At 67.4% G+C, this 23561-nt stretch carries 18 protein-coding genes and 1 tRNA gene; 12 read left to right on the forward strand and 7 right to left on the reverse strand.

The genetic code is table 11. The features are described 5' to 3' along the window. Positions 1–105 precede the first annotated feature (105 nt). Positions 106–182 (reverse strand) — tRNA-Met (locus WT16_RS11045). A 203-nt stretch (positions 183–385) separates the two neighbouring features. Between WT16_RS11045 and WT16_RS11050 the strand changes: the two genes are divergently transcribed. The 11 genes from WT16_RS11050 (at position 386) to xth (ending at position 15401) form a co-directional block, all read left to right on the forward strand. Beyond that, positions 386–1666 (forward strand): nitrate/nitrite transporter, encoded by a 1281-nt coding sequence (locus tag WT16_RS11050; protein WP_063533337.1) that lies wholly within the window; start codon positions 386–388, stop codon positions 1664–1666. 41 nt (positions 1667–1707) lie between these two features. Beyond that, complete coding sequence (locus WT16_RS11055) at positions 1708–3093, forward strand: NarK family nitrate/nitrite MFS transporter (protein ID WP_009912978.1); 1386 nt, start codon at positions 1708–1710, stop codon at positions 3091–3093. 242 nt (positions 3094–3335) lie between these two features. Next, a complete protein-coding gene (locus WT16_RS11060; protein WP_063533841.1) occupies positions 3336–7061 on the forward strand; it encodes a nitrate reductase subunit alpha in 3726 nt (1241 codons plus the stop codon). Further along, the gene (narH, locus tag WT16_RS11065; protein WP_063533338.1) at positions 7058–8611 is read left to right on the forward strand and encodes a nitrate reductase subunit beta; all 1554 of its coding nucleotides are present in this window, start codon (positions 7058–7060) and stop codon (positions 8609–8611) included. The genes WT16_RS11060 and narH overlap by 4 nt, the downstream gene beginning before the upstream one ends. Next, positions 8608–9312, forward strand: a complete 705-nt coding sequence (narJ, locus tag WT16_RS11070) for a nitrate reductase molybdenum cofactor assembly chaperone (RefSeq protein ID WP_063533339.1) — start codon at positions 8608–8610, stop codon at positions 9310–9312. Before narH ends, narJ begins: the two co-directional genes overlap by 4 nt. Before the next feature lie 36 nt (positions 9313–9348). After that, entirely contained in the window at positions 9349–10035 is a 687-nt protein-coding gene (gene narI / locus WT16_RS11075; protein WP_006025931.1) for a respiratory nitrate reductase subunit gamma, read from the forward strand. A 173-nt stretch (positions 10036–10208) separates the two neighbouring features. Next, a complete protein-coding gene (locus tag WT16_RS11080) occupies positions 10209–12143 on the forward strand; it encodes a type IV pili methyl-accepting chemotaxis transducer N-terminal domain-containing protein (protein WP_059929291.1) in 1935 nt (644 codons plus the stop codon). A gap of 23 nt (positions 12144–12166) precedes the next feature. Next, positions 12167–12868, forward strand: a complete 702-nt coding sequence (locus tag WT16_RS11085; RefSeq protein WP_063533340.1) for a response regulator — start codon at positions 12167–12169, stop codon at positions 12866–12868. Positions 12869–13084: 216 nt separating this feature from the next. Further along, a complete protein-coding gene (locus WT16_RS33640) occupies positions 13085–13378 on the forward strand; it encodes a hypothetical protein (RefSeq protein WP_156521431.1) in 294 nt (97 codons plus the stop codon). Positions 13379–13479: 101 nt separating this feature from the next. Continuing rightward, the gene (locus tag WT16_RS11095; protein WP_063533342.1) at positions 13480–14433 is read left to right on the forward strand and encodes an FkbM family methyltransferase; all 954 of its coding nucleotides are present in this window, start codon (positions 13480–13482) and stop codon (positions 14431–14433) included. A 191-nt stretch (positions 14434–14624) separates the two neighbouring features. Further along, on the forward strand, positions 14625–15401 hold the full coding sequence (gene xth, locus WT16_RS11100; RefSeq protein ID WP_006025927.1) for an exodeoxyribonuclease III: 777 nt from the start codon (positions 14625–14627) through the stop codon (positions 15399–15401). Between the two features lie 39 nt (positions 15402–15440). Here the strand turns inward: xth and ntrC are convergent, their stop codons facing one another. The 3 genes from ntrC to glnA all read right to left on the reverse strand — a co-directional run bounded on the left by ntrC (position 15441) and on the right by glnA (position 19739). Then, the gene (gene ntrC / locus WT16_RS11105) at positions 15441–16976 is read right to left on the reverse strand and encodes a nitrogen regulation protein NR(I) (RefSeq protein WP_063533343.1); all 1536 of its coding nucleotides are present in this window, start codon (positions 16974–16976) and stop codon (positions 15441–15443) included. Positions 16977–17013: 37 nt separating this feature from the next. Beyond that, the gene (glnL, locus tag WT16_RS11110; protein WP_009912993.1) at positions 17014–18156 is read right to left on the reverse strand and encodes a nitrogen regulation protein NR(II); all 1143 of its coding nucleotides are present in this window, start codon (positions 18154–18156) and stop codon (positions 17014–17016) included. Positions 18157–18323: 167 nt separating this feature from the next. Beyond that, positions 18324–19739 carry a type I glutamate--ammonia ligase gene (gene glnA / locus WT16_RS11115; RefSeq protein ID WP_015601285.1) on the reverse strand — a complete coding sequence of 472 codons (1416 nt, stop codon included), beginning with the start codon at positions 19737–19739 and terminating at the stop codon, positions 18324–18326. A gap of 404 nt (positions 19740–20143) precedes the next feature. Here glnA and WT16_RS11120 point away from each other — a divergent pair, with 404 nt between their 5' ends. Further along, complete coding sequence (locus tag WT16_RS11120; RefSeq protein WP_063533344.1) at positions 20144–20608, forward strand: rhodanese-like domain-containing protein; 465 nt, start codon at positions 20144–20146, stop codon at positions 20606–20608. A 75-nt stretch (positions 20609–20683) separates the two neighbouring features. On the opposite strand, the gene WT16_RS11125 is transcribed toward WT16_RS11120, so the two are convergent. The 3 genes from WT16_RS11125 to WT16_RS11135 form a co-directional block, all read right to left on the reverse strand. Continuing rightward, positions 20684–21502 (reverse strand): molybdopterin-binding protein, encoded by an 819-nt coding sequence (locus WT16_RS11125; RefSeq protein WP_063533345.1) that lies wholly within the window; start codon positions 21500–21502, stop codon positions 20684–20686. Continuing rightward, entirely contained in the window at positions 21499–22332 is an 834-nt protein-coding gene (locus WT16_RS11130; RefSeq protein WP_006025921.1) for an EI24 domain-containing protein, read from the reverse strand. Before WT16_RS11130 ends, WT16_RS11125 begins: the two co-directional genes overlap by 4 nt. Positions 22333–22571: 239 nt before the next feature. Then, positions 22572–23561, reverse strand: a complete 990-nt coding sequence (locus tag WT16_RS11135) for a sterol desaturase family protein (protein ID WP_006025920.1) — start codon at positions 23559–23561, stop codon at positions 22572–22574.

Raw genomic sequence — 23561 nt, forward strand, 5'->3', positions numbered from 1 at the left:
GGAAACGAAATGCAGAACGCAGAAAGACAAAAACCCGGCTCGAGAGCCGGGTTTCCGCCTGGGCGATTCGCGCATCGGTCATTTGCGCGTGGACATCGCCGAATTTGGTTGCGGGGGTAGGATTTGAACCTACGACCTTCGGGTTATGAGCCCGACGAGCTGCCAGACTGCTCCACCCCGCGTCAAAGAAATAAAAGTATATGGGTTTTAAGCGGATGCGTCAAATCTTATTTCGCATTTTCGTCACACACGCAGCCGCGCCCCCGCCGATCGAACTAGTCCGGTCGACCCAGCGACGCAACCGCGCCCGTTCCTCCGGCGAATAGGCAAGGGCATCGCCCGTCCCTACTCTTGAGACGCTCCTCCTCGTCTCGAGAGAATCGTCATGGCTTCAACCTCCGCTCCTCCCGCATCGCTCGACAAGCGCGCGATGCCCGTGCTCGTGTCGAGCACCATCGCGTTCACGCTGTGCTTCGCCGTCTGGATGATGTTCGCGATCCTCGGCATTCCGCTCAAGAAAACGCTCGGCCTGAACGACACCGAATTCGGCCTCATCGCCGCGATGCCCGTGCTCACCGGCTCGCTGATCCGCGTGCCGCTCGGCATCTGGACCGATCGCTACGGCGGGCGCATCGTGTTCTTCATCCTGATGCTCGTCACCGTCGCGCCGATCTGGCTGATCGCGTACGCCACCGAGCTCTGGCAATTCCTCGTGCTCGGCCTGTTCGTCGGGCTCGCGGGCGGCTCGTTCTCGGTCGGCACGCCCTACGTCGCGCGCTGGTTTCCGAAAGCGCGCCAGGGGCTCGCGATGGGCGTGTTCGGCGCCGGCAACTCGGGCGCCGCCGTCAACAAGTTCGTCGCGCCCGCGCTGATCGCCGCGGCGGGCACGTGGACCATCGTGCCGCGCGTCTACGCGATCGCGATGCTCGCGATGGCGCTCCTCTTCTGGCTGTTCTCCGCAACCGATCCCGCGCACCGCTCGACGAACGCGACGTCGCTGCGCGCGCAACTGCGCGTGCTGAAGGACCCGCGCGTGTGGCGCTACTCGCAGTACTACTCGGTCGTGTTCGGCGGCTACGTCGGGCTGTCGCTGTGGCTCACGCAGTACTACGTCGGCGAATACGGCTTCGGCATCCAGTCGGCCGCGTTCCTCGCCGCGTGCTTCTCGCTGCCGGGCGGCGTGCTGCGCGCGATCGGCGGGTGGCTCTCCGACCGCTACGGCGCGTATCGCACGACGTGGTGGGTGATGTGGATCTGCTGGGTGATGTTCTTCCTGCTCAGCTATCCGCCGACCGATTTCACGATCCGCGCCGCGCACGGCCCGCTCGGCTTCCATCTGTCGCTCACGCCCGTCGCGTTCACCGCGCTGCTGTTCACGGTCGGCATCGCGATGGCGGTCGGCAAGGCGTCGGTCTTCAAGTTCATCGCCGACGAGTTCCCTGACGACATCGGCGCGGTGTCGGGCATCGTCGGCCTCGCGGGCGGCCTCGCCGGCTTCGCGCTGCCGATCCTGTTCGGCGCGCTCGTCGACCTGACGGGCGTGCGCTCGACCTGCTTCATGCTGCTCTACGGCGCCGTCAGCGTGAGCCTCGTCTGGATGTACTTCAGCTTCCGCGCCGAGCGCGCGGCGCAGGACCAGCGCGTGCTCGCCGCCCGCTGCGCGTGAGCTTCGTCTTCGTCATCTTCGTTCACTCAACGGATTCGATCATGTCCACTTCTCTACTCGTGCGCTGGGACCCCGAAAACCCGGCCTTCTGGCAGGCCAAGGGGCGCCCCGTCGCGTGGCGCAATCTCGCAATCTCGATTCCCGCGCTGATGCTCGCGTTCGTCGTCTGGTCGCTCTGGAGCGTCGTCGTCGTCAATCTCGATCGCGCGGGCTTTCACTTCAGCAAGAACCAGTTGTTCTGGCTCACCGCGCTGCCCGCGCTCTCCGGCGCGACGCTGCGCATCTTCTATTCGTTCCTCGTGCCGATCTTCGGTGGCCGCCGCTTCACCGCGATCTCCACCGCGACGCTCCTGATCCCCGCGCTCGGGATGGGCTTCGCGCTGCGTGATCCGGGCACGGGCTATCCGACGCTCCTCATCCTCGCGCTTCTCTGCGGGTTCGGCGGCGCGAACTTCAGCTCGTCGATGGCGAACATCAGCTTCTTCTTCCCGAAGGCGAAGAAAGGGCTCGCGACCGGCCTGAACGCGGGCATCGGCAACCTCGGCGTGTCGGTCGTGCAGTTCGTCACGCCGCTCGTGATCTCGGCGGGCCTGTTCGGCGCGCTCGCGGGCGATCCGCAGACCGTCGCCGCGCACGGCGCGACGACGAACCTGTGGCTGCAGAACGCGGGCTTCGTGTGGGTGCCGTTCATCGTCGTCGCGACGCTCGCCGCGTGGTTCGGCATGAACGACATCGCCGACGCGAAGGCGTCGTTCGCCGAGCAGGCGGTGATCTTCCGCCGGCTGCACAACTGGCTGATGTGCTGGCTGTACGTCGGCACCTTCGGTTCGTTCATCGGCTTCTCCGCGGGCTTCGCGCTCCTCACGAAGGCGCTCTTCCCGAACGTGAACCCGACCGCGTACGCGTTCATCGGCCCGCTCGCGGGCGCGCTGATGCGGCCCGTCGGCGGCTGGGTGTCCGACCGGATCGGCGGCGCGCGCGTGACGTTCTGGACCTTCGCCGCGATGATCGCGGCAGTCGCGGGCGTGATCGCGACGCTGCCGTCGGGCGGCGACGCGGGCAGCTTCGCGGGCTTCCTCGCGATGTTCATCGTGCTGTTCGCGCTGACGGGCATCGGCAACGGCTCGACGTTCCGGATGATTCCGGTCATCTTCCTGACCGAGCGGCAGCGCGCGGCGCAGGGCCAGGGCGAAGCCGCGCAAAAGCAGGCGGCGCTCGACGCCGGCAAGGAATCGGCCGCGGTGCTCGGCTTTTCGGGCGCGATCGGCGCGTACGGCGGCTTCTTCATTCCGAAGAGCTTCGGCACGTCGCTCGACATGACGGGCTCGGCCGTGCCGGCGCTCGCGTGCTTCATCGCGTTCTACGTGTCGTGCGTCGCGATCACCTGGTGGTTCTACGCGCGCCGCAACGCGTCGATGCCGTGCTGAGGACGGCGCGCTGACGCCTCCCGCCGGATGCGGCGCGGCGCGACACGCCGCCGCATCCGGTTCGCATTTCCACAGGGCGCGCCGCGCCCTCTAGTTCTTTCGAACTAGTTCTTCTCCCGCCCGTTTCCCGCTCCATCGGCGAATGGGCGCGCGAGCGCGCGCGCCGTAATCTCGGACTGTCCCCTGACACAAGCATTCGCAGCACCCGAGGGCGACCGCGGATGCCCTTGGAGAAACACACGATGAGTCACTTTCTGGATCGGCTGAAGTTCATGTCGCGCGTGAAATCCACGTTCTCCGACGGCCACGGCGCCGTCGTCGACGAGGACCGGCGCTGGGAAAACGGCTACCGCAGCCGCTGGCAGCACGACAAGATCGTCCGCTCGACGCACGGCGTGAACTGCACCGGCTCCTGTTCGTGGAAGGTCTACGTGAAGAACAGCCTCATCACGTGGGAAACCCAGCAGACCGACTACCCGCGCACGCGCGCCGACCTGCCGAACCACGAGCCGCGCGGCTGCCCGCGCGGCGCGTCGTATAGCTGGTACGTCTACTCCGCGCAGCGCGTCAAGTATCCGATGATCCGCGGCCGCCTGATGGAGATGTGGCGCGAGGCGCGCAAGACGATGGACCCGATCGCCGCGTGGGAATCGATCAGTCAGAACCCGGAGAAGGCGCGCCGCTACAAGAGCGTGCGCGGCCTGGGCGGCTTCGTGCGCGCGGACTGGAACACCGCGACCGAGATCATCGCCGCCGCGAACGCGTACACGATCAAGCGCTACGGGCCGGACCGCGTCGTCGGCTTCTCGCCGATTCCGGCGATGTCGATGGTGTCGTACGCGGCGGGCGCGCGCTATCTGAGCCTCATCGGCGGCGCATGCCTGTCGTTCTACGACTGGTACTGCGACCTGCCGCCCGCGAGCCCGCAGGTGTGGGGCGAGCAGACCGACGTGCCCGAATCGGCCGACTGGTACAACTCGAGCTACCTGCTCGTCTGGGGCTCGAACGTGCCGCAGACGCGCACGCCGGACGCGCACTTCTACACCGAGGTGCGCTACAAGGGCACGAAGACGGTCGCGATCTCGTCCGACTACGGCGAGATGGTCAAGTTCGGCGACATCTGGCTCGCGCCGAAGCAAGGCACCGACGCCGCGCTCGCGATGGCGATGGGCCACGTCGTGCTGAAGGAATTCCACGCGTCGAGCAAGTCCGCGTATTTCCGCGACTACGTGAAGCAGTACACCGACATGCCGATGCTCGTGCTGCTGCGCGAGCGCGACGGCGTGCGCGTGTCCGATCACTTCCTGCGCGCGTCGCATCTCGCCGCTTCGCTGAACGAAGCGAACCATCCGGAATGGAAGACGCTCGCGATCGACGCCGCGACGGGCGACATCGTCGCGCCGAACGGCTCGATCGGCTTTCGCTGGGGCGAGGCCGCGCACCACGGCGGCGAGAAGGCCGGCCGCTGGAATCTCGAAATGAAGGACGGCGGCAGCGGCCGCGCGATCGATCCCAGGCTCTCGCTCGTCGATGCGCACGACGAAATCGTCGACGTCGGCTTTCCGTATTTCGGCGGCGAGCGCGAATCGCTGCTCGCGCGCCGCGTGCCCGCGAAGCGCGTCGTGCTCGCCGACGGCACGAGCGCGCTCGTCGCGACCGTCTACGACTTGCAGATGGCGAACTACGGCGTCGATCAAGGCCTCGGCGGCCCGAACGTCGCGGCTGGCTACGACGACGACGTGCCCTGCACGCCCGCATGGCAGGAAAAGCACACGGGCGTCGCGCGTCATCTCGTGATCCAGGTCGCGCGCGAGTTCGCCGACAACGCGGACCGCACGCGCGGCAAGAGCATGGTGATCGTCGGCGCGGCGCTCAACCACTGGTATCACAACGACATGATCTACCGCGGCATCATCAACCTGCTGATGATGTGCGGCTGCATCGGCCAGAGCGGCGGCGGCTGGGCGCACTACGTCGGCCAGGAGAAGCTGCGTCCGCAATTCGGCTGGGCGCCCCTCGCGTTCGCGCTCGACTGGTCGCGCCCGCCGCGCCAGATGAACGGCACGTCGTTCTTCTACAACCACACGAGCCAGTGGCGTCACGAAAAGCTCGCGGTGGGCGAAATCCTCGGGCCGACCGCCGATCCTTCGAAGTACGAAGGCATGACGCTGCTCGACCTGAACGCGAAGTCCGAGCGGATGGGCTGGCTGCCGTCCGCGCCGCAGCTCGGCCGTAATCCGCTCGACGTCGTCGACGAAGCCGAGCGCGCGGGCAAGGAGCCGATCGCCTATGCGGTCGAGATGCTCAAGAGCGGCAAGCTCGCGTTCGCATGCGACGATCCGGACAACCCCGCGAACTTCCCGCGCAACATGTTCGTGTGGCGCTCGAACATTCTCGGCAGCTCGGGCAAGGGCCACGAGTATTTCCTCAAGTACCTGCTCGGCACGCAGAACGCGCTCTTCAGCGACGAGGCGGACGCGCTCAAGCCATCCGAGGTGCAGGTGCGCGACGCGGCCGAAGGCAAGCTCGACCTGCTCACCGTGCTCGACTTCCGGATGAGCACGACGTGCCTGTACGGCGACATCGTGCTGCCGACCGCGACCTGGTACGAGAAGGACGATCTCAACACGTCGGACATGCATCCGTTCATCCACCCGCTGTCCGAAGCCGTGCAGCCGCTGTGGGAAAGCAAGACCGACTGGGAGATCTACAAGGCGATCGCGAAAAAGTTCAGCGAGATCGCGGGCCCCTACCTCGGCACGCGGCGCGACCTCGTCTGCACGCCGTTGCTGCACGACACGCCGGGCGAGCTCGGCCAGCCGTTCGAGCCGAAGGACTGGCGCCGCGGCGAATGCGATCTGATTCCCGGCAAGACCGCGCCGTCGATGACCGTCGTCGAGCGCAACTACGGCGACATCCACAAGAAGTTCACGTCGATCGGCCCGCTGCTCGACAAGCTCGGCAACGGCGGCAAGGGAATCAACTGGAACACCGAGCACGAGGTGAAGGAGATCGGCGCGCTCTCCGACACGGTCGCCGAGCCCGGCGTGAGCCGCGGCCGGCCGCGCCTGGACACTGCGATCGACGCGGCCGAGATGATCCTCACGTTCGCGCCGGAGACGAACGGCCACGTCGCCGTGAAGGCATGGGACGCGCTCTCGAAGATCACGGGCCGCGATCACACGCATCTCGCGCTCGGCCGCGAGCACGACAAGATCCGCTTCCGCGATGTGCAGGCGCAGCCGCGCAAGATCATCTCCGCGCCGACGTGGTCGGGGCTCGAATCCGAGGAAGTGAGCTACAACGCCGGCTACACGAACGTCCACGAGCTGATTCCCTGGCGCACGCTGACGGGCCGCCAGCAGTTCTATCAGGACCACCGCTGGATGCTCGACTTCGGCGAAGGTTCGTGCGCGTATCGCCCGGCGATCGACACGAAGACCGTCGCGCCGCTGCACAAGCGGATGCCGAACGGCCAGCCGGAGCTCGTGCTGAACTGGATCACGCCGCACCAGAAATGGGGCATCCATTCGACCTACTCGGACAACCTGCGGATGCTCACGCTCTCGCGCGGCGGCCCGCACGTGTGGCTCTCGGAGGCCGAGGCGCAGCAGGCGGGCATCCTCGACAACGACTGGGTCGAGGTGTTCAACGTGAACGGCACGCTGACCGCGCGCGCGGTCGTGTCGCAGCGCGTGCCGGCCGGCATGTGCCTGATGTACCACGCGCAGGAAAAGATCGTGAACGTGCCGGGCGCGGAAACGAGCGGCAAGCGCGGCGGGATTCACAACTCGGTCACGCGCACCGTGACGAAGCCGACGCACATGATCGGCGGCTACGCGCAGCAGGCGTATGGCTTCAACTACTACGGCACCGTCGGCAGCAATCGCGACGAATACGTGATCGTGCGCAAGATGAACCGGGTGGACTGGCTCGAAGAGCCGCTTAACGAAGGAGCAGAACAATGAAGATCCGCGCACAGGTGGCGATGGTGCTCAATCTCGACAAGTGCATCGGTTGCCACACCTGCTCCGTCACCTGCAAGAACGTGTGGACCTCGCGCGACGGCGTCGAGTACGCGTGGTTCAACAACGTCGAGACGAAGCCGGGCGTCGGCTACCCGCGCGAGTGGGAAAACCAGGACAAGTGGCAAGGCGGCTGGAAGCGCAACGACTCGGGCAAGCTCGAGCCCCGCCAGGGCGGCAAGCTGAAGATCCTCGCGAACCTCTTCGCGAACCCGAACCTGCCCGCGATCGACGACTACTACGAGCCGTTCACGTACGACTACGCGCATCTGCAGAACGCGCCGCTGTCGCAGACGCCGCCGACCGCGCGCCCGGTCTCCGCGATCACCGGCCAGAAGATGGACAAGATCGAATGGGGGCCGAACTGGGAAGACGACCTCGGCGGCGAGTTCAAGTCGCGCGGCCGCGACAAGCTGTTCGAGGCGGTGCAAAAGGAGATGTACTCGACGTTCGAGAACACCTTCATGATGTACCTGCCGCGCCTTTGCGAGCACTGCCTGAACCCGGCGTGCGTCGCATCGTGTCCGTCCGGCTCGGTCTACAAGCGCGAGGACGACGGCATCGTGCTCGTCGACCAGGACAAGTGCCGCGGCTGGCGCATGTGCATCTCCGGCTGCCCGTACAAGAAGATCTACTTCAACTGGCAGACCGGCAAGGCCGAGAAGTGCGTGTTCTGCTTCCCGCGCATCGAGGCCGGCCAGCCGACCGTGTGCTCGGAAACCTGCGTCGGGCGCATCCGCTATCTCGGCGTGATGCTGTATGACGCGGACTGCATCGAGCAGGCCGCGTCCGTGGCCGATCCGCAGAAGCTCTATGAAGAGCAGCTTTCGGTGTTCGTCGATCCGCACGATCCGGCGATCGAGCGCCAGGCGCTGGCCGACGGCGTCCCGCAAAGCTGGCTCGACGCGGCGAAACGCTCGCCCGTCTACCGGATGGCGTGCGAATGGAAGGTGGCGTTCCCGCTGCATCCGGAATACCGGACGCTGCCGATGGTCTGGTACGTGCCGCCCCTCTCGCCGATCCAGGGCGCCGCGCAGTCGGGCCACATGGGGATGAACGGCGTGATTCCGGACGTGCGCAGCCTGCGGATTCCGCTGCGCTATCTCGCGAACCTGCTGACGGCGGGCGACGAAGCGCCGGTCGCCGCCGCGCTCGACCGGATGCTCGCGATGCGCGCGTACAAGCGCGCGCAGACCGTGCACGGCGAGCACGACGCGCAGGTGCTCGAGCAGGTCGGGCTCACCGCCGCGCAGGTCGAGGACATGTATCAGTTGATGGCGATCGCGAACTACGAGGACCGCTTCGTGATTCCGTCGTCGCACAAGGAAATGGCCGAGGACAGCTTCGACGAGAAAGGCAGTTGCGGCTTCTCGTTCGGCAACGGCTGCTCGGGCGGCACGTCGGACGGCACGCTGTTCGACCGCAAGAAGGAAACGGCCGTGTCGTACGCCGCGTTGCCGACCGTCACGCGCAAGAAAGCGAGCGCCGCATGAGCGTATCGCACGAGGAAAACGTCATGTCGATCTATCCGATTCTGTCCGCCCTGCTGACCTACCCGGAGCAGCCGCTGCTCGACGCGCTGCCCGATGTCGAGCGCGCGCTCGACGCGTTTCCCGACGCGCGCGCGACGCTCGCGCCGCTTCTCGCATCGCTGCGCGCGACGCCGTTGATCGAGCTGCAGGAGCGCTACGTCGCGACGTTCGACCGCACGCCGTCGCATTCGCTGCATCTGTTCGAGCACGTGCACGGCGAGAGCCGCGACCGCGGCCAGGCGATGGTCGATCTGCTCGACGAATACCGGCGCCACGGCTTCGAGCCTGTCGGCAGCGAGCTGCCCGACTACGTGCCGCTCTTCGTCGAGTTCCTCGGCGCGATCGCGAGCGACGGCGACGAGGCGCACGCGGCGCATCTGCTCGGCGACGCGATCGACGTGCTCGCCGCGCTCGGCGAGCGCCTCGCGCGCGCGCAGAGTCCGTACGCGGCCGCGTTCGCGGTGCTGCGCGCGCGCTCGCCCGTCGAGCCGCGGCCCGTGGCCGAGCCGCCGCCGCGCACGATGGACGAGGCGCTCGAACGCTTCGGCCCCGGCCCCGACGGCGTCGAGCCGCTGCTGTCGCCGGCGGCCGACGCGTCGCTCGCGCAGCCGATCCGCTTTCATCCGCCGCGCCGCGCGGCGACGCCCGCACCCCGCGCGTGACGCGGGGGCGTCGCGAACCCGTTTCGAGGTCACGTCATGGATTATCTGAATACGTTTGTCTACGGCATCTATCCGTACATCGCCGCCGCCATCTTCCTGTTCGGCAGCCTCGCGCGCTTCGAGCGCGAGCAGTACACGTGGAAGTCCGACAGCTCGCAGCTCCTGCATCGCGGCGCGCTGCGCACGGGCAACATCCTCTTTCACGTCGGCGTGCTCGGGCTCTTCTTCGGGCATCTCGTCGGGCTGCTCACGCCCGTGGCCGTCTGGGACGCGCTCGGCGTCACCCACCACTTCAAGCAGCTCGTCGCGATGACGGCGGGAGGCGTGATGGGCTCGCTCGCGCTCGCGGGCCTCGCGATCCTGCTGCACCGGCGGCTCACGAACGCGCGGATCGCGGCCGTCACGCGGCGCGGCGACAAGGTGCTGCTCGCGTGGCTCCTCGTCACGCTGGTGCTCGGGCTGTCGACGATCTTCGAGTCGGCGAGCCACACCGACGGCCATCTGATGGTGCAACTGATGACGTGGGCGCAGCACATCGTCACGTTCCGCGGCGACGCGGCGAGCCATGTCGCCGATGCGCCGTGGCTCTTCAAGGCGCACCTGTTCATGGGGCTCTCGCTCTTCGCGATCTTCCCGTTCACGCGGCTCGTGCACGTGTGGAGCGGCTTCGCGTCGGTCACGTACGTCGGCCGCGCGTGGCAGCTCGTGCGCGCGCGCCGATAGAGGCGGTTCGGGCAGGGCCGGAGCCAAACACCTGACGGCGGCATGACGGCGGCATGACGGCGGCATCGGCGCACCGGGCGGGTGCGCCGCGATGCCCCACGTGCGCGAATGTCGCAGCAGGGACGCAACATTCGGCAGGACAATTGTCATGTTCAAAAGAATCATGACGTGCCATGGATTCCGCCCTCCCCGACTCCCCCGCCCCATGGCGGCACCGCCTGTCGACGCGGATCGTCGCGCTGTCGGCGATCGCGTGGGCGCTCGTCCTCGCGATGGTGGGCGGCACGCTGTGGCTGTCGTGGCAGCTCGAGGGCGCGGGCGCGGCGATCAACGACGCCGGCAGCCTGCGGATGCGCGCGACGCGCACCTACGTCGAACTCTCGGGCGCGGGCATCGAGCCGCGCCGCCAGCTCGCGGCCGAGGTCGGCGCGATCGACGGCACGCTCGCGCGGCTGCGCCGCGGCGATCCGTCGCGCCCCCTCTTTCTGCCGAATGCCGCCGTCGTCCAGCATCAGCTCGACATCGTCGCCGATCGCTGGAACGCCGCGCTGCGGCCGCTCGCCGACGCCGCGCTGACGGGCGCGCCGCGCCCTGACGCGGCCGCCGCCTATCTCGTCGCGCTGCCGGGCTTCGTCGACGAAGCCGATCTGCTCGTGCGCGAGATCGAATCGGACAACGCGCGCAAGACGACATGGCTGCGCCTGTCGCAGATCGCGCTCGGCCTGCTCGCGTGCTCGGGCACGGTCGCCGTCATCTACCTGCTGTTTCTGTGGATCATCCTGCCCGTGATGCAGTTGCGCGATGGCTTGAAGCGCATGGCCGCGCGTGAATTCGCGGTGCGGCTGCCCGTGCAGACGCGCGACGAGTTCGGCGATCTCGCGCACGGCTTCAACCGGATGGCGAGCGAACTGCAGGAGGTCTACGCGGGGCTCGAGGAACGCGTGCAGCAAAAAACCGCGCAGCTCGCCGCGCAGAACCGCGAGCTGAGCGCGCTCTACGAAATCACCGCGTTCCTGAACCGCCCTCAGGCCGTCGACGAGATGTGCTCGGGCTTTCTGTCGCGCACGATCGCGCAGTTCGACGCGGATGCGGGCAGCATCCGCGTCACCGATCCGACCGGCGAAAAACTGCATCTCGTGATCGCGGAAGGCCTGTCGACCGAGCTCACCGAGCTTGAGCGCTGCATGCCCGTCGACGATTGCTTCTGCGGCACCGTGACGCGCGCGGAAACGGCCGTGCTGCACGATCTGCGCGGCAGCGCCGCGCGCTCGCCGACGCCGTGCTCGCGCGAGGGCTTCGCGGCCGTCGCGGTATTCAAGGTGATGACGCAGGACGCCGTGCTCGGCTCGTTCTCGCTGCACTATCGCGACGCGTCGCGGCTGCCCGACGCCGAGCGGCGCGTGCTGGAGACGCTCGGCCGCCATCTCGGAATCGCGCTCGACCACGTGCGGCTGTCCGCGAGCGCGCGGCAGCTCGCCGTCGCCGAAGAGCGCAATCTCGTCGCGCAGGGGCTGCACGACAGCATCGCGCAAAGCCTCAATTTCGTGAACCTGCAGACGCAGATGCTCGGCGACGCGATCGCACACGACAACCTCGCCGACGCGCGCGACATCGTGCCGATGCTCAGGCACGGCGTCGAGCAGAGCTACGCGGACGTGCGCGAGCTGCTGCTCAACTTCCGCACGCGCTTGACGCAAGGGGAGCTGAAGGCGGCGATCGAGGAAACGATCGCGCGCTTCGAGAAGCAGACGCGCATCGCGTGCGCGCTGAATTATCGCGAGACGGGCGGCGCGCCGCTGCCGCCCGACGAGCAGTTGCAGGTGCTGTTCATCCTGCAGGAAGCGTTGTCGAACGTGCGCAAGCACGCGCACGCGGGGCACGTCGCGGTCGACGTCGAGAACGGCGCCGCGTTCCGGCTGTCCGTCTCCGACGACGGTTGCGGCTACGATCCGGCCGCGCTCGCCGCGCGCGCGGACACGCACGTCGGGCTCGCGATCATGCGCGAGCGCGCCGCCCGCCTGCGCGCGACGCTCACGCTGACGGGCGCGCCGCAACGCGGCGCGCGCGTCGAGCTGGTGTTGCCGGCCGACGCGCGACAGGCGGCATAGGAACAAGAACGAGGACAACAATCATGACCATACGCGTACTGTTGATCGACGACCACACGCTCTTTCGCAGCGGCGTCAAGCTGCTGTTGCAGCGCCAGCCGGACTTCGACGTCGTCGACGAGGCGCCCGACGGCGTCGAGGGCGTGAAGCGCGCGAAGCAGCATCAGCCCGACGTGATCCTGCTCGACCTGAACATGCCGGGGCTGTCGGGGCTCGAAACGCTGCAACTGCTGGTGCAGGACGTGCCGTCCGCGCACGTCGTGATCCTCACGGTGTCGGAAGATGCGCAAGAGCTGACGACCGCGCTGCGCGACGGCGCGTGCGGCTTCCTCGTGAAGAACATCGACGCGGAGACGCTCGTCGCGGGCATCCGCAAGGCGGCCGCGGGCGAGCCGGTGATCGCCGAGAGCATGACCGCGAAGTGGATCGCGAGCCTGCGCACGCCGGCGCCCGCCGTGCGTCCCGCGCCGGCCCTGGCGGCAGCGCCTGTCGCGCATGCGTCGGTCGATCCCGACCAGTTGACGCCGCGCGAGCACGACATCGTGCGCGCGCTCGCGCGCGGCACGAGCAACAAGGAGATCGCGCGCGAGTTCGACGTCGCCGAGAGCACGGTGAAGATCCACGTGCAGAACATCCTGAAGAAGCTGAACCTGACGAGCCGCGTGCAGATCGCCGTGTATGCGGTCGAGCGAGGGCTCACCGCGCCGCATCCGGCCGAGGCGTGAACGGGAACGCCTGCCGCGCGCGCTCGGCGACGCGCGTGCGGATGCCGGCGCGGGCCGCGTGAATCGCGGCGACATCGTTCTTCGCCTCATCGCCGCGCCACCGATCGAGCGATCGAATGCGCCGTCGATCTCGCCCTCGCCGGCAACGCGGGCCGACGTCAGCCTGAACGCCGCCGGCCCGTGCACCGCGCCACGACCTCCCCCGATCGCAAACGCGTGAGCAAGCCTTTCAACAGCCTTCTCGAAATCGGCGACGCACGCCGAGCAACGATCGAACGCGCCGATTACATCCCGCAAGCGGCTGAAAGGGTTCGGGCTGTCGTATTCCAGCATGCCGACGTCAATCGAACTCGCGAAGCCCGCATCGAACACACGGCAAACACGCGGCCCATCGACGATCGGCGTGCAAGAGTGTTGCCACGACAAAATTTTGCGGTATTCTGCGTGACGCTAGGATTGCCGGACAACGCAGCGGGGCGGCGCATACGACGAAACAATCGCCGAGCCTGACTCGTCGACGTGCGCAACCCGACAACGCGGCACGCGTTGTCCCGGGCCGCCGCACGCGGTGCGGCGTGACTTTTACCCCATCCAGGAAGGTAGGCAGTCTCATGACAGCATCTGAACAGCTTCAGCACCTCCTATCGGCCCGACAGACACTGGGCGGCGATTTCTTCGGCGGCTGGACGCCTGCCGATCTCGATCTGTTCGCGCGTCATCACAAGCCGGCCGAAGGCTCCACGGGCTACGTGACCGACTATTTCGGCGTGAAGACGCGCACGGACTTCGTGCCGTGGGCCAACGCCCTCAACGGACACACGCTCACGGCGCCGCCGATTCCGAACGACGGCGTTCGCGCGGAGGCGATCGAATACGTCGCGCTGCTCGACAGCATCGAGCACAGCGCCAGCCCGCATTTCGCGATGGTCGAGCTGGGGGCAAGCTACGCGCCTTGGGCCGCACTCGCGGGCGTGATCGCGAAGCGCCTCGGCAAGAACGTGTCGGTGCGCGCCGTCGAGGCGAGCCGCTACTTCCACGCGCTCATCTCCGAGAACTACGCGGCGAACGATCTCGCCGGCCAGTCGAACGGCGCGGGCCCGACGGTCGAAAGCGTCGCGATCCACGGCGCGGTCGGCATCAAGAAAGGCACGATGTTCTTCCCCGTCGTGAACAGCGCGTTCGAGAACGGCGGACAGGCGGCCGACAGCGCGCCCGACGTCGACTATGTCGGCCGCGCGGTCCCGCACGAGGAAGTGCCGATCCGCACGCTCGACGAAATCTTCGACGGCCTCGACGCCGTCGATTTCCTGCACTGCGACATCCAGGGCTCGGAAGAGGAAGTGCTCGTCCACGGCGCGGCGCTGCTCAGCCAGAAGGTCAAGCGCATGTTCGTCGGCACGCACAGCCGGAAGATCGAAGGCGCGCTGATCGAATGCCTGCACAAGCACGGCTGGCATCTCATGCGCGAACGCCCCGTCACGTTCGCGCATCAGCCGCAACTGTCGTCGGTGGTCGGCATGACGACGGTCGACGGCGGCCAATACTGGGTCAATTCGCGCTTCTGATTGCGCGCGCCGTCGGGCTTTGGTGGCGCGTTGACCCGCCCCGACAGCGCCTGGATCGTGCGCCCGCGTCGGCCGACCCGTCGGCGTGGCGCGGCGCCGGTCGCTCGCCGGCTCGGCATTGCCCCCGGCTTTCCCGTCGACTGTGGCGGCTCGCGGTAAGATGTCGGCCTCACGCATCCCGTTGATCCGCCATGAAGATTGCCACCTGGAACGTCAACTCCCTGAACGTGCGCAAGCAGCACGTGCTCGACTGGCTCGCGCAAAGCGACGTCGACGTGCTGTGCCTTCAGGAGCTCAAGATCCCCGACGAGAAATTCCCGCGCGAAGCGCTCGAAGCAGCCGGCTACCGAAGCTGGTTCGCGGGCCAGAAGACCTACAACGGCGTTGCGATCCTCGCGCGCGCGCGCCTGCCGTTCGACGAGGCGGACGTCGTGCGCAACATTCCCGGCTTCGAAGACTCGCAGCAGCGCCTGATCGCCGCGACGATCGACGGCGTGCGGATCGTGTCCGCATACTTCCCGAATGGCCAGGCGCTCGACTCGGAGAAGTTCGTCTACAAGATGCAATGGCTCGACGCGCTGCAGGCGTGGCTGAAGCGCGAGCTGCAGCGCTACCCGAAGCTCGCGCTCCTCGGCGACTACAACATCGCGCCCGAAGATCGCGACGTGCACGATCCCGCGAAATGGGAAGGCCAGAATCTCGTGTCGCCGCAGGAGCGCGCGCACTTCGCGCAACTCGTCGCGCTCGGCTTCGTCGACGCATTCCGCCGCTTCGATCAACCCGAGAAAACCTTCACGTGGTGGGACTACCGGATGCTCGCGTTCCGCCGCAACGCGGGGCTGCGGATCGATCACATCCTGCTGTCGCCCGCGCTCGCGGAGACCTGCACGAGCTGCACGGTCGACCGCGTGCCGCGCACGTGGGAGCAGCCGTCCGACCACACGCCCGTCGTCGCGCAGATCGGCTGAGCCGGCGCCGCATGCACGGCGCACATCGCGCCGCGCCGATCACGATTCGAGGTGCAGCTCCTGAATCTTGCGTGTGATCGTGTTGCGGCCGATGCCGAGCCGCTCGGCCGCCTCGACCTTGCGGCCGCGCGTGAAATCGAGCGCCTCGCGGATCACCGCGGCCTCGAAGCGGCGCGCGAGCGCATCCATCACGTCCGCCGAGTTCTCGCGCAACAAGCGCGCGACTTCGGTGCGCAAGCCGTGCTCCCACAGCGGATGCCCCGCCGTCGCACCTATCGCCGCCGGCACGCCCGCCATCGCGGGCGCGGCCGCGACCACGCTCGCCACGTGCGATTCCGCCACGCCGACGCCCATGCCGGCCATCGGCGCGTCCGCCTCCACGGTGGCCTCGACGGGCGTCACGCTGCCGGACGCGGTCTGCGTCGCGACGAGATCGGGCGGCAGATCCTTGATCTCGACCGTCTGCGCGGGCGCCATCACCGTCAGCCAGTTCGCGAGATTCTCGAGCTGCCGGACGTTGCCCGGAAACGGCAGCGACGTCAGATACGCGAGCGCCTCGTCCGACACGCGCTTCGGCTCGACGCCGAGGTCGCGCGCGCTCTTCTGCAGGAAGTGGCGCGTGAGCAGCGCAATGTCCTCGCTGCGCTCGCGCAGCGGCGGCAGCCGCAGCCGGATCACGTTGAGCCGGTGATACAGATCCTCGCGGAACAGCCCCTGCCGCACGCGCGCCTCGAGATTCTGGTGCGTCGCCGCGATCACGCGCACGTTCGAGCGCAGCGGACTGTGGCCGCCGACGCGATAGAACTGCCCGTCCGACAGCACGCGCAACAGGCGCGTCTGCAAGTCGAACGGCATGTCGCCGATTTCATCGAGGAACAGCGTGCCGTTCTCGGCCTGCTCGAAGCGGCCCTGGCGCGTCGTCTGCGCGCCCGTGAACGCGCCGCGCTCGTGGCCGAACAGCTCGGATTCGAGCAGGTCCTTCGGGATCGCCGCCGTGTTGAGCGCGATGAACGGACCGTTCGCGCGCGGGCTGTGCCGATGCAGCGCACGCGCGACGAGCTCCTTGCCGGTGCCCGATTCGCCCGTGATCAGCACGGTCGCGGCCGAATGCGACAGCCGGCCGATCGCGCGGAACATGTCCTGCATCGCGGGCGCCTGGCCGAGCATCTCGGGCGCTTCGGCGAGCTTGTCGTCGTCGGGCACGCCGCCGCGCAGGCTCTCTTCGACCGCGCGCCGGATCAGCTCGACCGCCTTGTCGACGTCAAACGGCTTCGCGAGATATTCGAACGCGCCGCCCTGAAACGCCGCAACCGCGCTGTCCAGGTCCGAGAACGCCGTCATGATGATGACGGGCAGCCCCGGCAGCCTGTCGTGCATCGCCTGCAGCAGCTCGAGCCCCGAGCCGCCCGGCATCCGGATGTCGGATACGAGCACCTGCGGCGTTTCCTGGTCGAGCGCGCCGAGCGCTTCGCGCACGTTCGCGAAGCTCCTCGTCGCGAAGCTCTCGCGCGCGAGCGCTTTCTCGAGCACCCAGCGGATCGATTGGTCGTCGTCTACTATCCAGATCGGCTTCATAGTCGGTCAGAGGTATGGAGAATCGCTGCGCCGCCGCTCAATGGTCGAGCGGCAGCAAAATCTGAAATTCGGTTCGGCCCGGCCGGCTGTCCACTTCGATCATCCCGTCATGCTGCTGGATGAACGTCTGCGCGAGCGTGAGCCCGAGTCCGCTGCCGTCGTCGCGGCCGGATACGAGCGGATAGAAGATCCGGTCGCGGATGTCGTCGGGAATGCCGGGGCCATTGTCGATCACGTGCAAATCCAGTGCCAGCTTGTACAGGCGCTTCGCGATCGTCACCTTGCGCGCGACGCGCGTGCGCAGTTCGATCCTCGCGTCGCCCTGCGCGATGCGCTCGCGCAGCGCCTGCGCCGCGTTGCGCACGATGTTCAGGAGCGCCTGGATCAGTTGCTCCTTGTCGCCGCGCAGATCGGGCACGCTCACGTCGTAGTCGCGCTCGATCGTGAGGCCGCGCGGAAATTCCGCGAGCATCACCGCGCGCACCCGCTCGCACACTTCATGGATATTCACGTCGCCGACGATGTGCGGATGGCGATGCGGCTCGAGCAGCCGATCGACGAGCGTCTGCAGCCGGTCCGATTCCTTGATGATCACCTGCGTGTACTCGCGCAGCTCGTCGCGCTCGCGCTCGCCCAACTCGAATTCGAGCAATTGCGCAGCGCCGCGGATCCCGCCGAGCGGGTTCTTGATCTCGTGCGCGAGATTGCGGATCAGTTGCTTGTTGACGGCCGTGAGATCGTGGATCCGCTCCTCGCGGTCGGTGCGCGACTGCCGTTCGTTCTCGAACAGCTCGACGAGCACGAAATCGGGCGCGCCCTCGAGGAAGCCGACGATCGCGTGCACGTGCAGCGGCTCGCGGCCCGGGCGGTCGAGCACGGTGTCGAGATGCGTCGCATGAAAGCGTTCTTCGCCGATCGCGGTGATCGTCGTCGCGAGCTCGCCCGCGTTCGGGAAGATCTCGCCCCACGGCATCTGCGACAACTGCCGGCGCGAGATGTCGAGCATCGCCTCCGCCGACGGATTGGCGAACGCGATCCTGAGCGTGCGCCGGTCGAGCACGAGCACGACCGTCGGCAACGCTTCGAGCCCGGTCAGAAGCCCCGAGCGCACGAGCCGGTCGTCGTCCGACAAGCGCTCCGGGTGGCCGGCCCTGGCCTTGATCAGATTCTTCAGAACCATCTTGCGTGGATGCCGTGTCAAAAACCGCCGTCGCTGGCGGAACAAAAAGGGGACGGCGTCCCGCCGTCCCCTTTTCAAGGTCCGATGCCTTCGCGCGCAACTGCCGCGCGAAGGCCGGTCGGCGCCGCGGCGCTTCGTTCGCCGACGAGACGAAGCGCCATCGTCGCTTACAGCGAGTAGTACATCTCGAACTCGATCGGATGCGTCGTCATGCGGTACTTCGCGAGCTCCTGTTCCTTCAGGCCCAGGTACGCGTCGATCATCGCGTCCGTGAACACGCCGCCGCGGGTCAGGAACTCGCGGTCCTGGTCGAGCGCTTCGAGCGCCTGGTCGAGGCCGGCGCACACGGTCGGGATCTTGGCGTCCTCTTCCGGCGGCAGGTCGTACAGGTTCTTGTCCGCGGCCTCGCCCGGATGGATCTTGTTCTGGATGCCGTCGAGGCCCGCCATCATCAGCGCCGTGAAGCACAGGTACGGGTTCGCCATCGGGTCCGGGAAGCGCGTTTCGATGCGGCGGCCCTTCGGGTTCGACACGTGCGGAATGCGGATCGACGCCGAGCGGTTGCGCGCCGAGTACGCGAGCTTCACGGGCGCCTCGAAGTGCGGCACGAGGCGCTTGTACGAGTTCGTCGTCGGGTTCGTGATCGCGTTCAGCGCGCGCGCGTGCTTGATGATGCCGCCGATGTAGAAGAGCGCCGTTTCCGACAGGCCCGCGTAGCCGTTGCCCGCGAACAGGTTCTGGCCGTCCTTCCAGATCGACTGGTGCACGTGCATGCCCGAGCCGTTGTCGCCGACGACGGGCTTCGGCATGAACGTTGCCGTCTTGCCATACGAGTGCGCGACGTTATGGATGATGTACTTCGCCCATTGCGTCCAGTCCGCGCGCTCGACGAGCGTCGAGAACTTCGTGCCGATTTCGTTCTGGCCCTGGCCCGCCACTTCGTGGTGGTGCACTTCGACCGGAATGCCGATCTGCTCGAGCAGCAGGCACATTTCCGAGCGCATGTCCTGGAACGAATCGACCGGCGCGACCGGGAAGTAGCCGCCCTTCACGCCCGGACGGTGGCCCGTGTTGCCGCCTTCGAATTCCTTCGCCGACGACCACGGCGCTTCTTCCGAGCTGATCTTCACGAAGCAGCCGGACATGTCGGTGTTCCACTGCACCGAATCGAAGATGAAGAATTCCGGCTCCGGGCCGAAGTACGCGGTGTCGCCGATGCCCGTGCTCTTCAGGTACGCCTCGGCGCGCTTCGCGAGCGAGCGCGGATCGCGCTCGTAGCCCTTGCCGTCGGCAGGCTCGACGACATCGCAGGTCAGCACGAGGGTCGACTCTTCGTAGAACGGGTCGATGAAGGCGGCGTTCGGATCCGGCATGAGCAGCATGTCCGACGCCTCGATGCCCTTCCAGCCCGCGATCGACGAGCCGTCGAACGCGTGGCCGCTTTCGAACTTGTCCTCGCCGAAGGCCGACACCGGCACCGACACGTGTTGCTCCTTGCCGCGCGTGTCCGTGAAGCGGAAATCGACAAACTTGACGTCCTCGTCCTTCACAAGCTGCATGACGTCGGCGACGGTTTTACTCATAACCTCTTCTCCTGATTGAACAAATCCGGCGGACTGGGACCGCCTCGTTAAGCGAGCTGCTGAGCGCAGCGTTCTTTGCCGCGTACAACCGATTCGAACGGGATGGATATAGCAGCTTCCATGCCATGCATGCGCCAGATCGGCGCGAAGCGCGCGAGGCCGCGCCCCGTCAGGGCCGGGGCGCGCACTTTCGGGGCTTCGGCGCGCCCGGACGCTGCCGGGCGCGCACCTTGTTTGTGCAATAGAGCGTTCCATACACCCTGAAATCACCGTTCTGGTGCCCTTCGCTCATTTTGCACCTTTTTGGTGATATCAGCACATCGCGCGCGTCATGGATATCGGCGGCCGTCGCTGCCCGGCCGGCGCGCTAGAATGGTTTTTTGATCCGCAGGAGACCTCCCGCCATGAGTACGCTTGAACAGCTTTACGCGCAAGCCGACACGCGCCGCGCGCAAGGCAACCTGAACTACGCGGGCGCGCTCTCGCCCGCCGAGGCCTTCGAGCTGCTGCAACTCGATCCGAGCGCGCGCCTCATCGACGTGCGCACCCGCGCGGAGCTCGACTGGGTCGGCCGTCCGCTCGTCGGCGACGGCCAGTACGCGCACATCGAATGGGCCCGCTACCCGGGCGGCGTGCCGAACGCGGAATTCATCGACCAATTGCGCACCCTCGCGCAACCCGGTCAGCCGATCCTGTTCCTGTGCCGCAGCGCCGCGCGCTCGAAGCTCGCCGCGGTCGCCGCCGCGCAGGCCGGCTTCATGAAGGCGTTCGATCTGCTCGAAGGATTCGAAGGCGCTAAGGACGCGCAAGGGCACCGGAAGACCGTCGAAGGCTGGTGCCACCGCGGCTTGCCCTGGATCGGCGCATAACGCGCGACGCCGCCCGCCATCGTCCGGCCGGCCGATGACATGGCGATGACGGCCCGCGCGCCGCGCCCGCCCCGCTCAGCCGTGCTGCGGCTCGGCCGGCTCGACGATGTCGCCGCCGAGCAGATGCACGCCCTCGCGCAGTCTCACGAACGCGGCCGCGACCGCCTCCGGCTCGCCCTTCACGCCGAGATCGATGTGCCGGCGCGCATAGACGCCGCCCTTTTCCGCGTCGCCTACGCTCGGCAGGCTGAAGACCCGCACGCCCGGGAAATCTCGCTCGATTCTCTCCATCAGCGGCGTGAGCGTCGATTCGGGCAGCTCGAACACATAGAGCGAGCGCTCCGCATGCGGGGTCGCGTGATGCAGGTGCGCGTACTTCGTGTCGAGCACCCATTCGATCATCGGCCACGCCATCACCGGAAAGCCCGGCACGAAGTGATGATCGCCGCACGAAAAGCCCGGGATCCGGTTGTAGCCGTTCGGGATGATCGTCGCGCCGCGCGGGAACACGCCCATGTTCAGCCGATGCCGGTTCTCCGGCGAATCGAGATCGGCGGGCTTCGCCGGATCGGCGTGCGTCTCGCGAATCCGCGCCTCGATCAGCGCCTTCGCTTCCGGATGCAGCTCGAGCGGCACGCCGAGCGCCGCGGCCGCGCACTGGCGCGTGTGGTCGTCGGGCGTCGCGCCGATCCCGCCCGTCGAGAACACGATGTCGCCCGACGCGAACGTGCGCGCGAGCGTCGCCGTGATCCGCGCGGGATCGTCGCCGACGTACTCGGCCCAGCCGAGCGCCAGCCCGCGCGCGGCCAGGAGCTCGATCACCTTGGCGAGGTGCTTGTCCTGGCGGCGACCGGACAGAATCTCGTCGCCGATGATGATGATGCCGATGGTCATGCTTGCCTCGTCGAATCGATGGAAGTCGCGTTCCCGGCCGCCGCGCGCTCGTCCTGCAGCGCGCGCAGGCAGTAGAAGCCGAACCACAGCGCCGAGAACACCAGAATGAACGCGTAGACCCAGATCATCGCGGCGGCGACGAACGGAAACAGCACCATCATCCAGATCGACGACACCCAGATGAAGGTCGGCACCGTGCCGAGCAGCCCGCTCGCGACGCCGATGCCCAACAGCGGCCAGCGGCGCTTGCGCACGAGCGCGCGGCGCTCGTCGGCGCTCGCGTGCAGCGCGAGCGCGTCATAGGTCATCACGCGGTACGTGAGCCAGCCCCAGATCACGGGCGGCAGCAGCGCGAAGAACGGCGGAATCAGCCACAGCGGCACCGTCACGATCAGGAGCACGATGCTCGCGAACGCGGCCCACAGCGAATTGAACACACTGCCGAACAGGCTGCCGCCCCGCTTCATCTCGAGCGACGCGAACTGGCGCTTCGACAGATGCGAGACGACGGCGGGCATCGACAGCGTCGCGATCAGGAGCAGCACCGTCAGCACGATGAGCGGAATCGCGAGCGACACGACGACGAACGGCGCGACGACCGCGTGCAGTTGCGATGCGCCGATCGCGTTGAAGAACTTGTAGAGGAGCGCCGTCAGCGCGAAGCCGTCGAGCGCGGCGCGCGCGGCGTCGACGAGCGGCTGCCACGAGAACCAGAGCACGACGCCCCAGATCACCGCGGAGACGATAAACGGCATGAAGGTGAGCCAGAGCATCCGCGGGTGCAGCGCACTCGCGAGCGCCCGGCCGAAGGAGCGCAGCAGATCGTTCATGCGGGACGGATCATCGATCGGGAATGGGAAGGCCCGGAAAGGATAAACCACGCGGCATGCGTGCGGCAAAAACGGGGCGGTAGCGAATGGGGGCGGCGAAGGCGTGCGATGCGCGCACATGGGCGGCCGGGCGGCGCGCGGCGAGAAGAGAGCTGGTGGGAAGCGCCCCGGCAGTCGAAAAGCCGCAAGCCGTTCGGCCAAGCCGCCCCCCGAACGCGCCGCTCGCCCGCCGCGGCGGCTTACGCCGACGCCGCGTCGCGCTGCTTCCCCGGCGCGAGCCGCCGCGCGATCCGCACGAACGCGAGCCAGTGCTGCGCCCAGAAGCCGTCGCCGTACGACACGCCCTCATACTGCTCGCGGATGCCCGTCGGCTCGGGCGTGCGGTTCCACGACGCGGTGCGGAACAGCATGTCCCACCACGGAAACAGCACGCCGAAGTTGCAGCCGTACTTCGTGCCCTCGTGGCCGTAGCCGACCGCGTGATGGCGGCGATGGAACGTCGGGCTGACGACGAGGCGCTCGCCGAGCCAGCCGAGCGGCAGCCGCGCGTTCGTATGCTGAACGCTCTGCATGAAGTTCGTGACCGCGGTCAGCACGACGAACTGCGACGGCGACACGCCGATCACGAGCGCGATCGCCGCGAAGAAGCACGCCTGCAGCACGTCGTCGAGCAGGTGGTTGCGGTCGTCGCACCAGAGCGACATCTGGCGCTGGCTGTGATGCACGGCGTGCAGCTCCCACCAGACGCCGATCCGGTGTTGCCAGCGGTGATACCAGTAGCCGGCGAAATCGAGCGCGATCAGATAGATCGCGAACGCGACGATCGGCTTGGACGTGACGCCCGGCCACAGGTAGTCGAGATTGAAGTTCGAGATCCCGTGAAGACGCAGCCACGCCTGGAAGGCGTCGAAGAGCGGCTGCATCGCGAAGAAGAAGAACAGGCTGAAGATGCCGAGCTTCGCGATCAGCGTGTAGATCACGTCGACGCGCGCCTCCTTGCGGTTCTCCCACCGCTCGACGGGGCGCAGCGCCTCGAGCGGGCGCAGCAGCGCGTACATCGCGACCACCTGCAGCGCGCCGACGATCACCCAGTAGAGCGCGTCGTACGTGTCCTCGTCGTAGTCCATCAGGCCGACCTTGAACAGCAGCGGCTGCACGATGTCGACGTACAGCCAGGTCTGCAGATCGGACACGAAGCCGTCCAGCGCGGCGACGATCATGTGCAGCAT

It is taken from the genome of Burkholderia sp. MSMB1589WGS, assembly GCF_001636105.1.
GTDB classification, from domain to species: Bacteria; Pseudomonadota; Gammaproteobacteria; order Burkholderiales; family Burkholderiaceae; genus Burkholderia; species Burkholderia humptydooensis.

Excerpts from the sequence above, each read along its gene's own strand:
- WT16_RS11125 (WP_063533345.1), bottom strand. The coding sequence starts at position 21,502 with ATGACCATCGGCATCATCATCATCGGCGACGAGATTCTGTCCGGTCGC.
- glnA (WP_015601285.1), bottom strand. The coding sequence starts at position 19,739 with ATGAGTAAAACCGTCGCCGACGTCATGCAGCTTGTGAAGGACGAGGAC.
- WT16_RS11130 (WP_006025921.1), bottom strand. The coding sequence starts at position 22,332 with ATGAACGATCTGCTGCGCTCCTTCGGCCGGGCGCTCGCGAGTGCGCTG.
- WT16_RS11060 (WP_063533841.1), top strand. The coding sequence starts at position 3,336 with ATGAGTCACTTTCTGGATCGGCTGAAGTTCATGTCGCGCGTGAAATCC.
- WT16_RS11085 (WP_063533340.1), top strand. The coding sequence starts at position 12,167 with ATGACCATACGCGTACTGTTGATCGACGACCACACGCTCTTTCGCAGC.
- narI (WP_006025931.1), top strand. The coding sequence starts at position 9,349 with ATGGATTATCTGAATACGTTTGTCTACGGCATCTATCCGTACATCGCC.
- WT16_RS11050 (WP_063533337.1), top strand. The coding sequence starts at position 386 with ATGGCTTCAACCTCCGCTCCTCCCGCATCGCTCGACAAGCGCGCGATG.
- narH (WP_063533338.1), top strand. The coding sequence starts at position 7,058 with ATGAAGATCCGCGCACAGGTGGCGATGGTGCTCAATCTCGACAAGTGC.
- WT16_RS11080 (WP_059929291.1), top strand. The coding sequence starts at position 10,209 with ATGGATTCCGCCCTCCCCGACTCCCCCGCCCCATGGCGGCACCGCCTG.
- WT16_RS11135 (WP_006025920.1), bottom strand. The coding sequence starts at position 23,561 with ATGCTGCACATGATCGTCGCCGCGCTGGACGGCTTCGTGTCCGATCTG.
- xth (WP_006025927.1), top strand. The coding sequence starts at position 14,625 with ATGAAGATTGCCACCTGGAACGTCAACTCCCTGAACGTGCGCAAGCAG.
- WT16_RS11055 (WP_009912978.1), top strand. The coding sequence starts at position 1,708 with ATGTCCACTTCTCTACTCGTGCGCTGGGACCCCGAAAACCCGGCCTTC.
- glnL (WP_009912993.1), bottom strand. The coding sequence starts at position 18,156 with ATGGTTCTGAAGAATCTGATCAAGGCCAGGGCCGGCCACCCGGAGCGC.
- narJ (WP_063533339.1), top strand. The coding sequence starts at position 8,608 with ATGAGCGTATCGCACGAGGAAAACGTCATGTCGATCTATCCGATTCTG.
- WT16_RS11095 (WP_063533342.1), top strand. The coding sequence starts at position 13,480 with ATGACAGCATCTGAACAGCTTCAGCACCTCCTATCGGCCCGACAGACA.
- WT16_RS11120 (WP_063533344.1), top strand. The coding sequence starts at position 20,144 with ATGAGTACGCTTGAACAGCTTTACGCGCAAGCCGACACGCGCCGCGCG.
- ntrC (WP_063533343.1), bottom strand. The coding sequence starts at position 16,976 with ATGAAGCCGATCTGGATAGTAGACGACGACCAATCGATCCGCTGGGTG.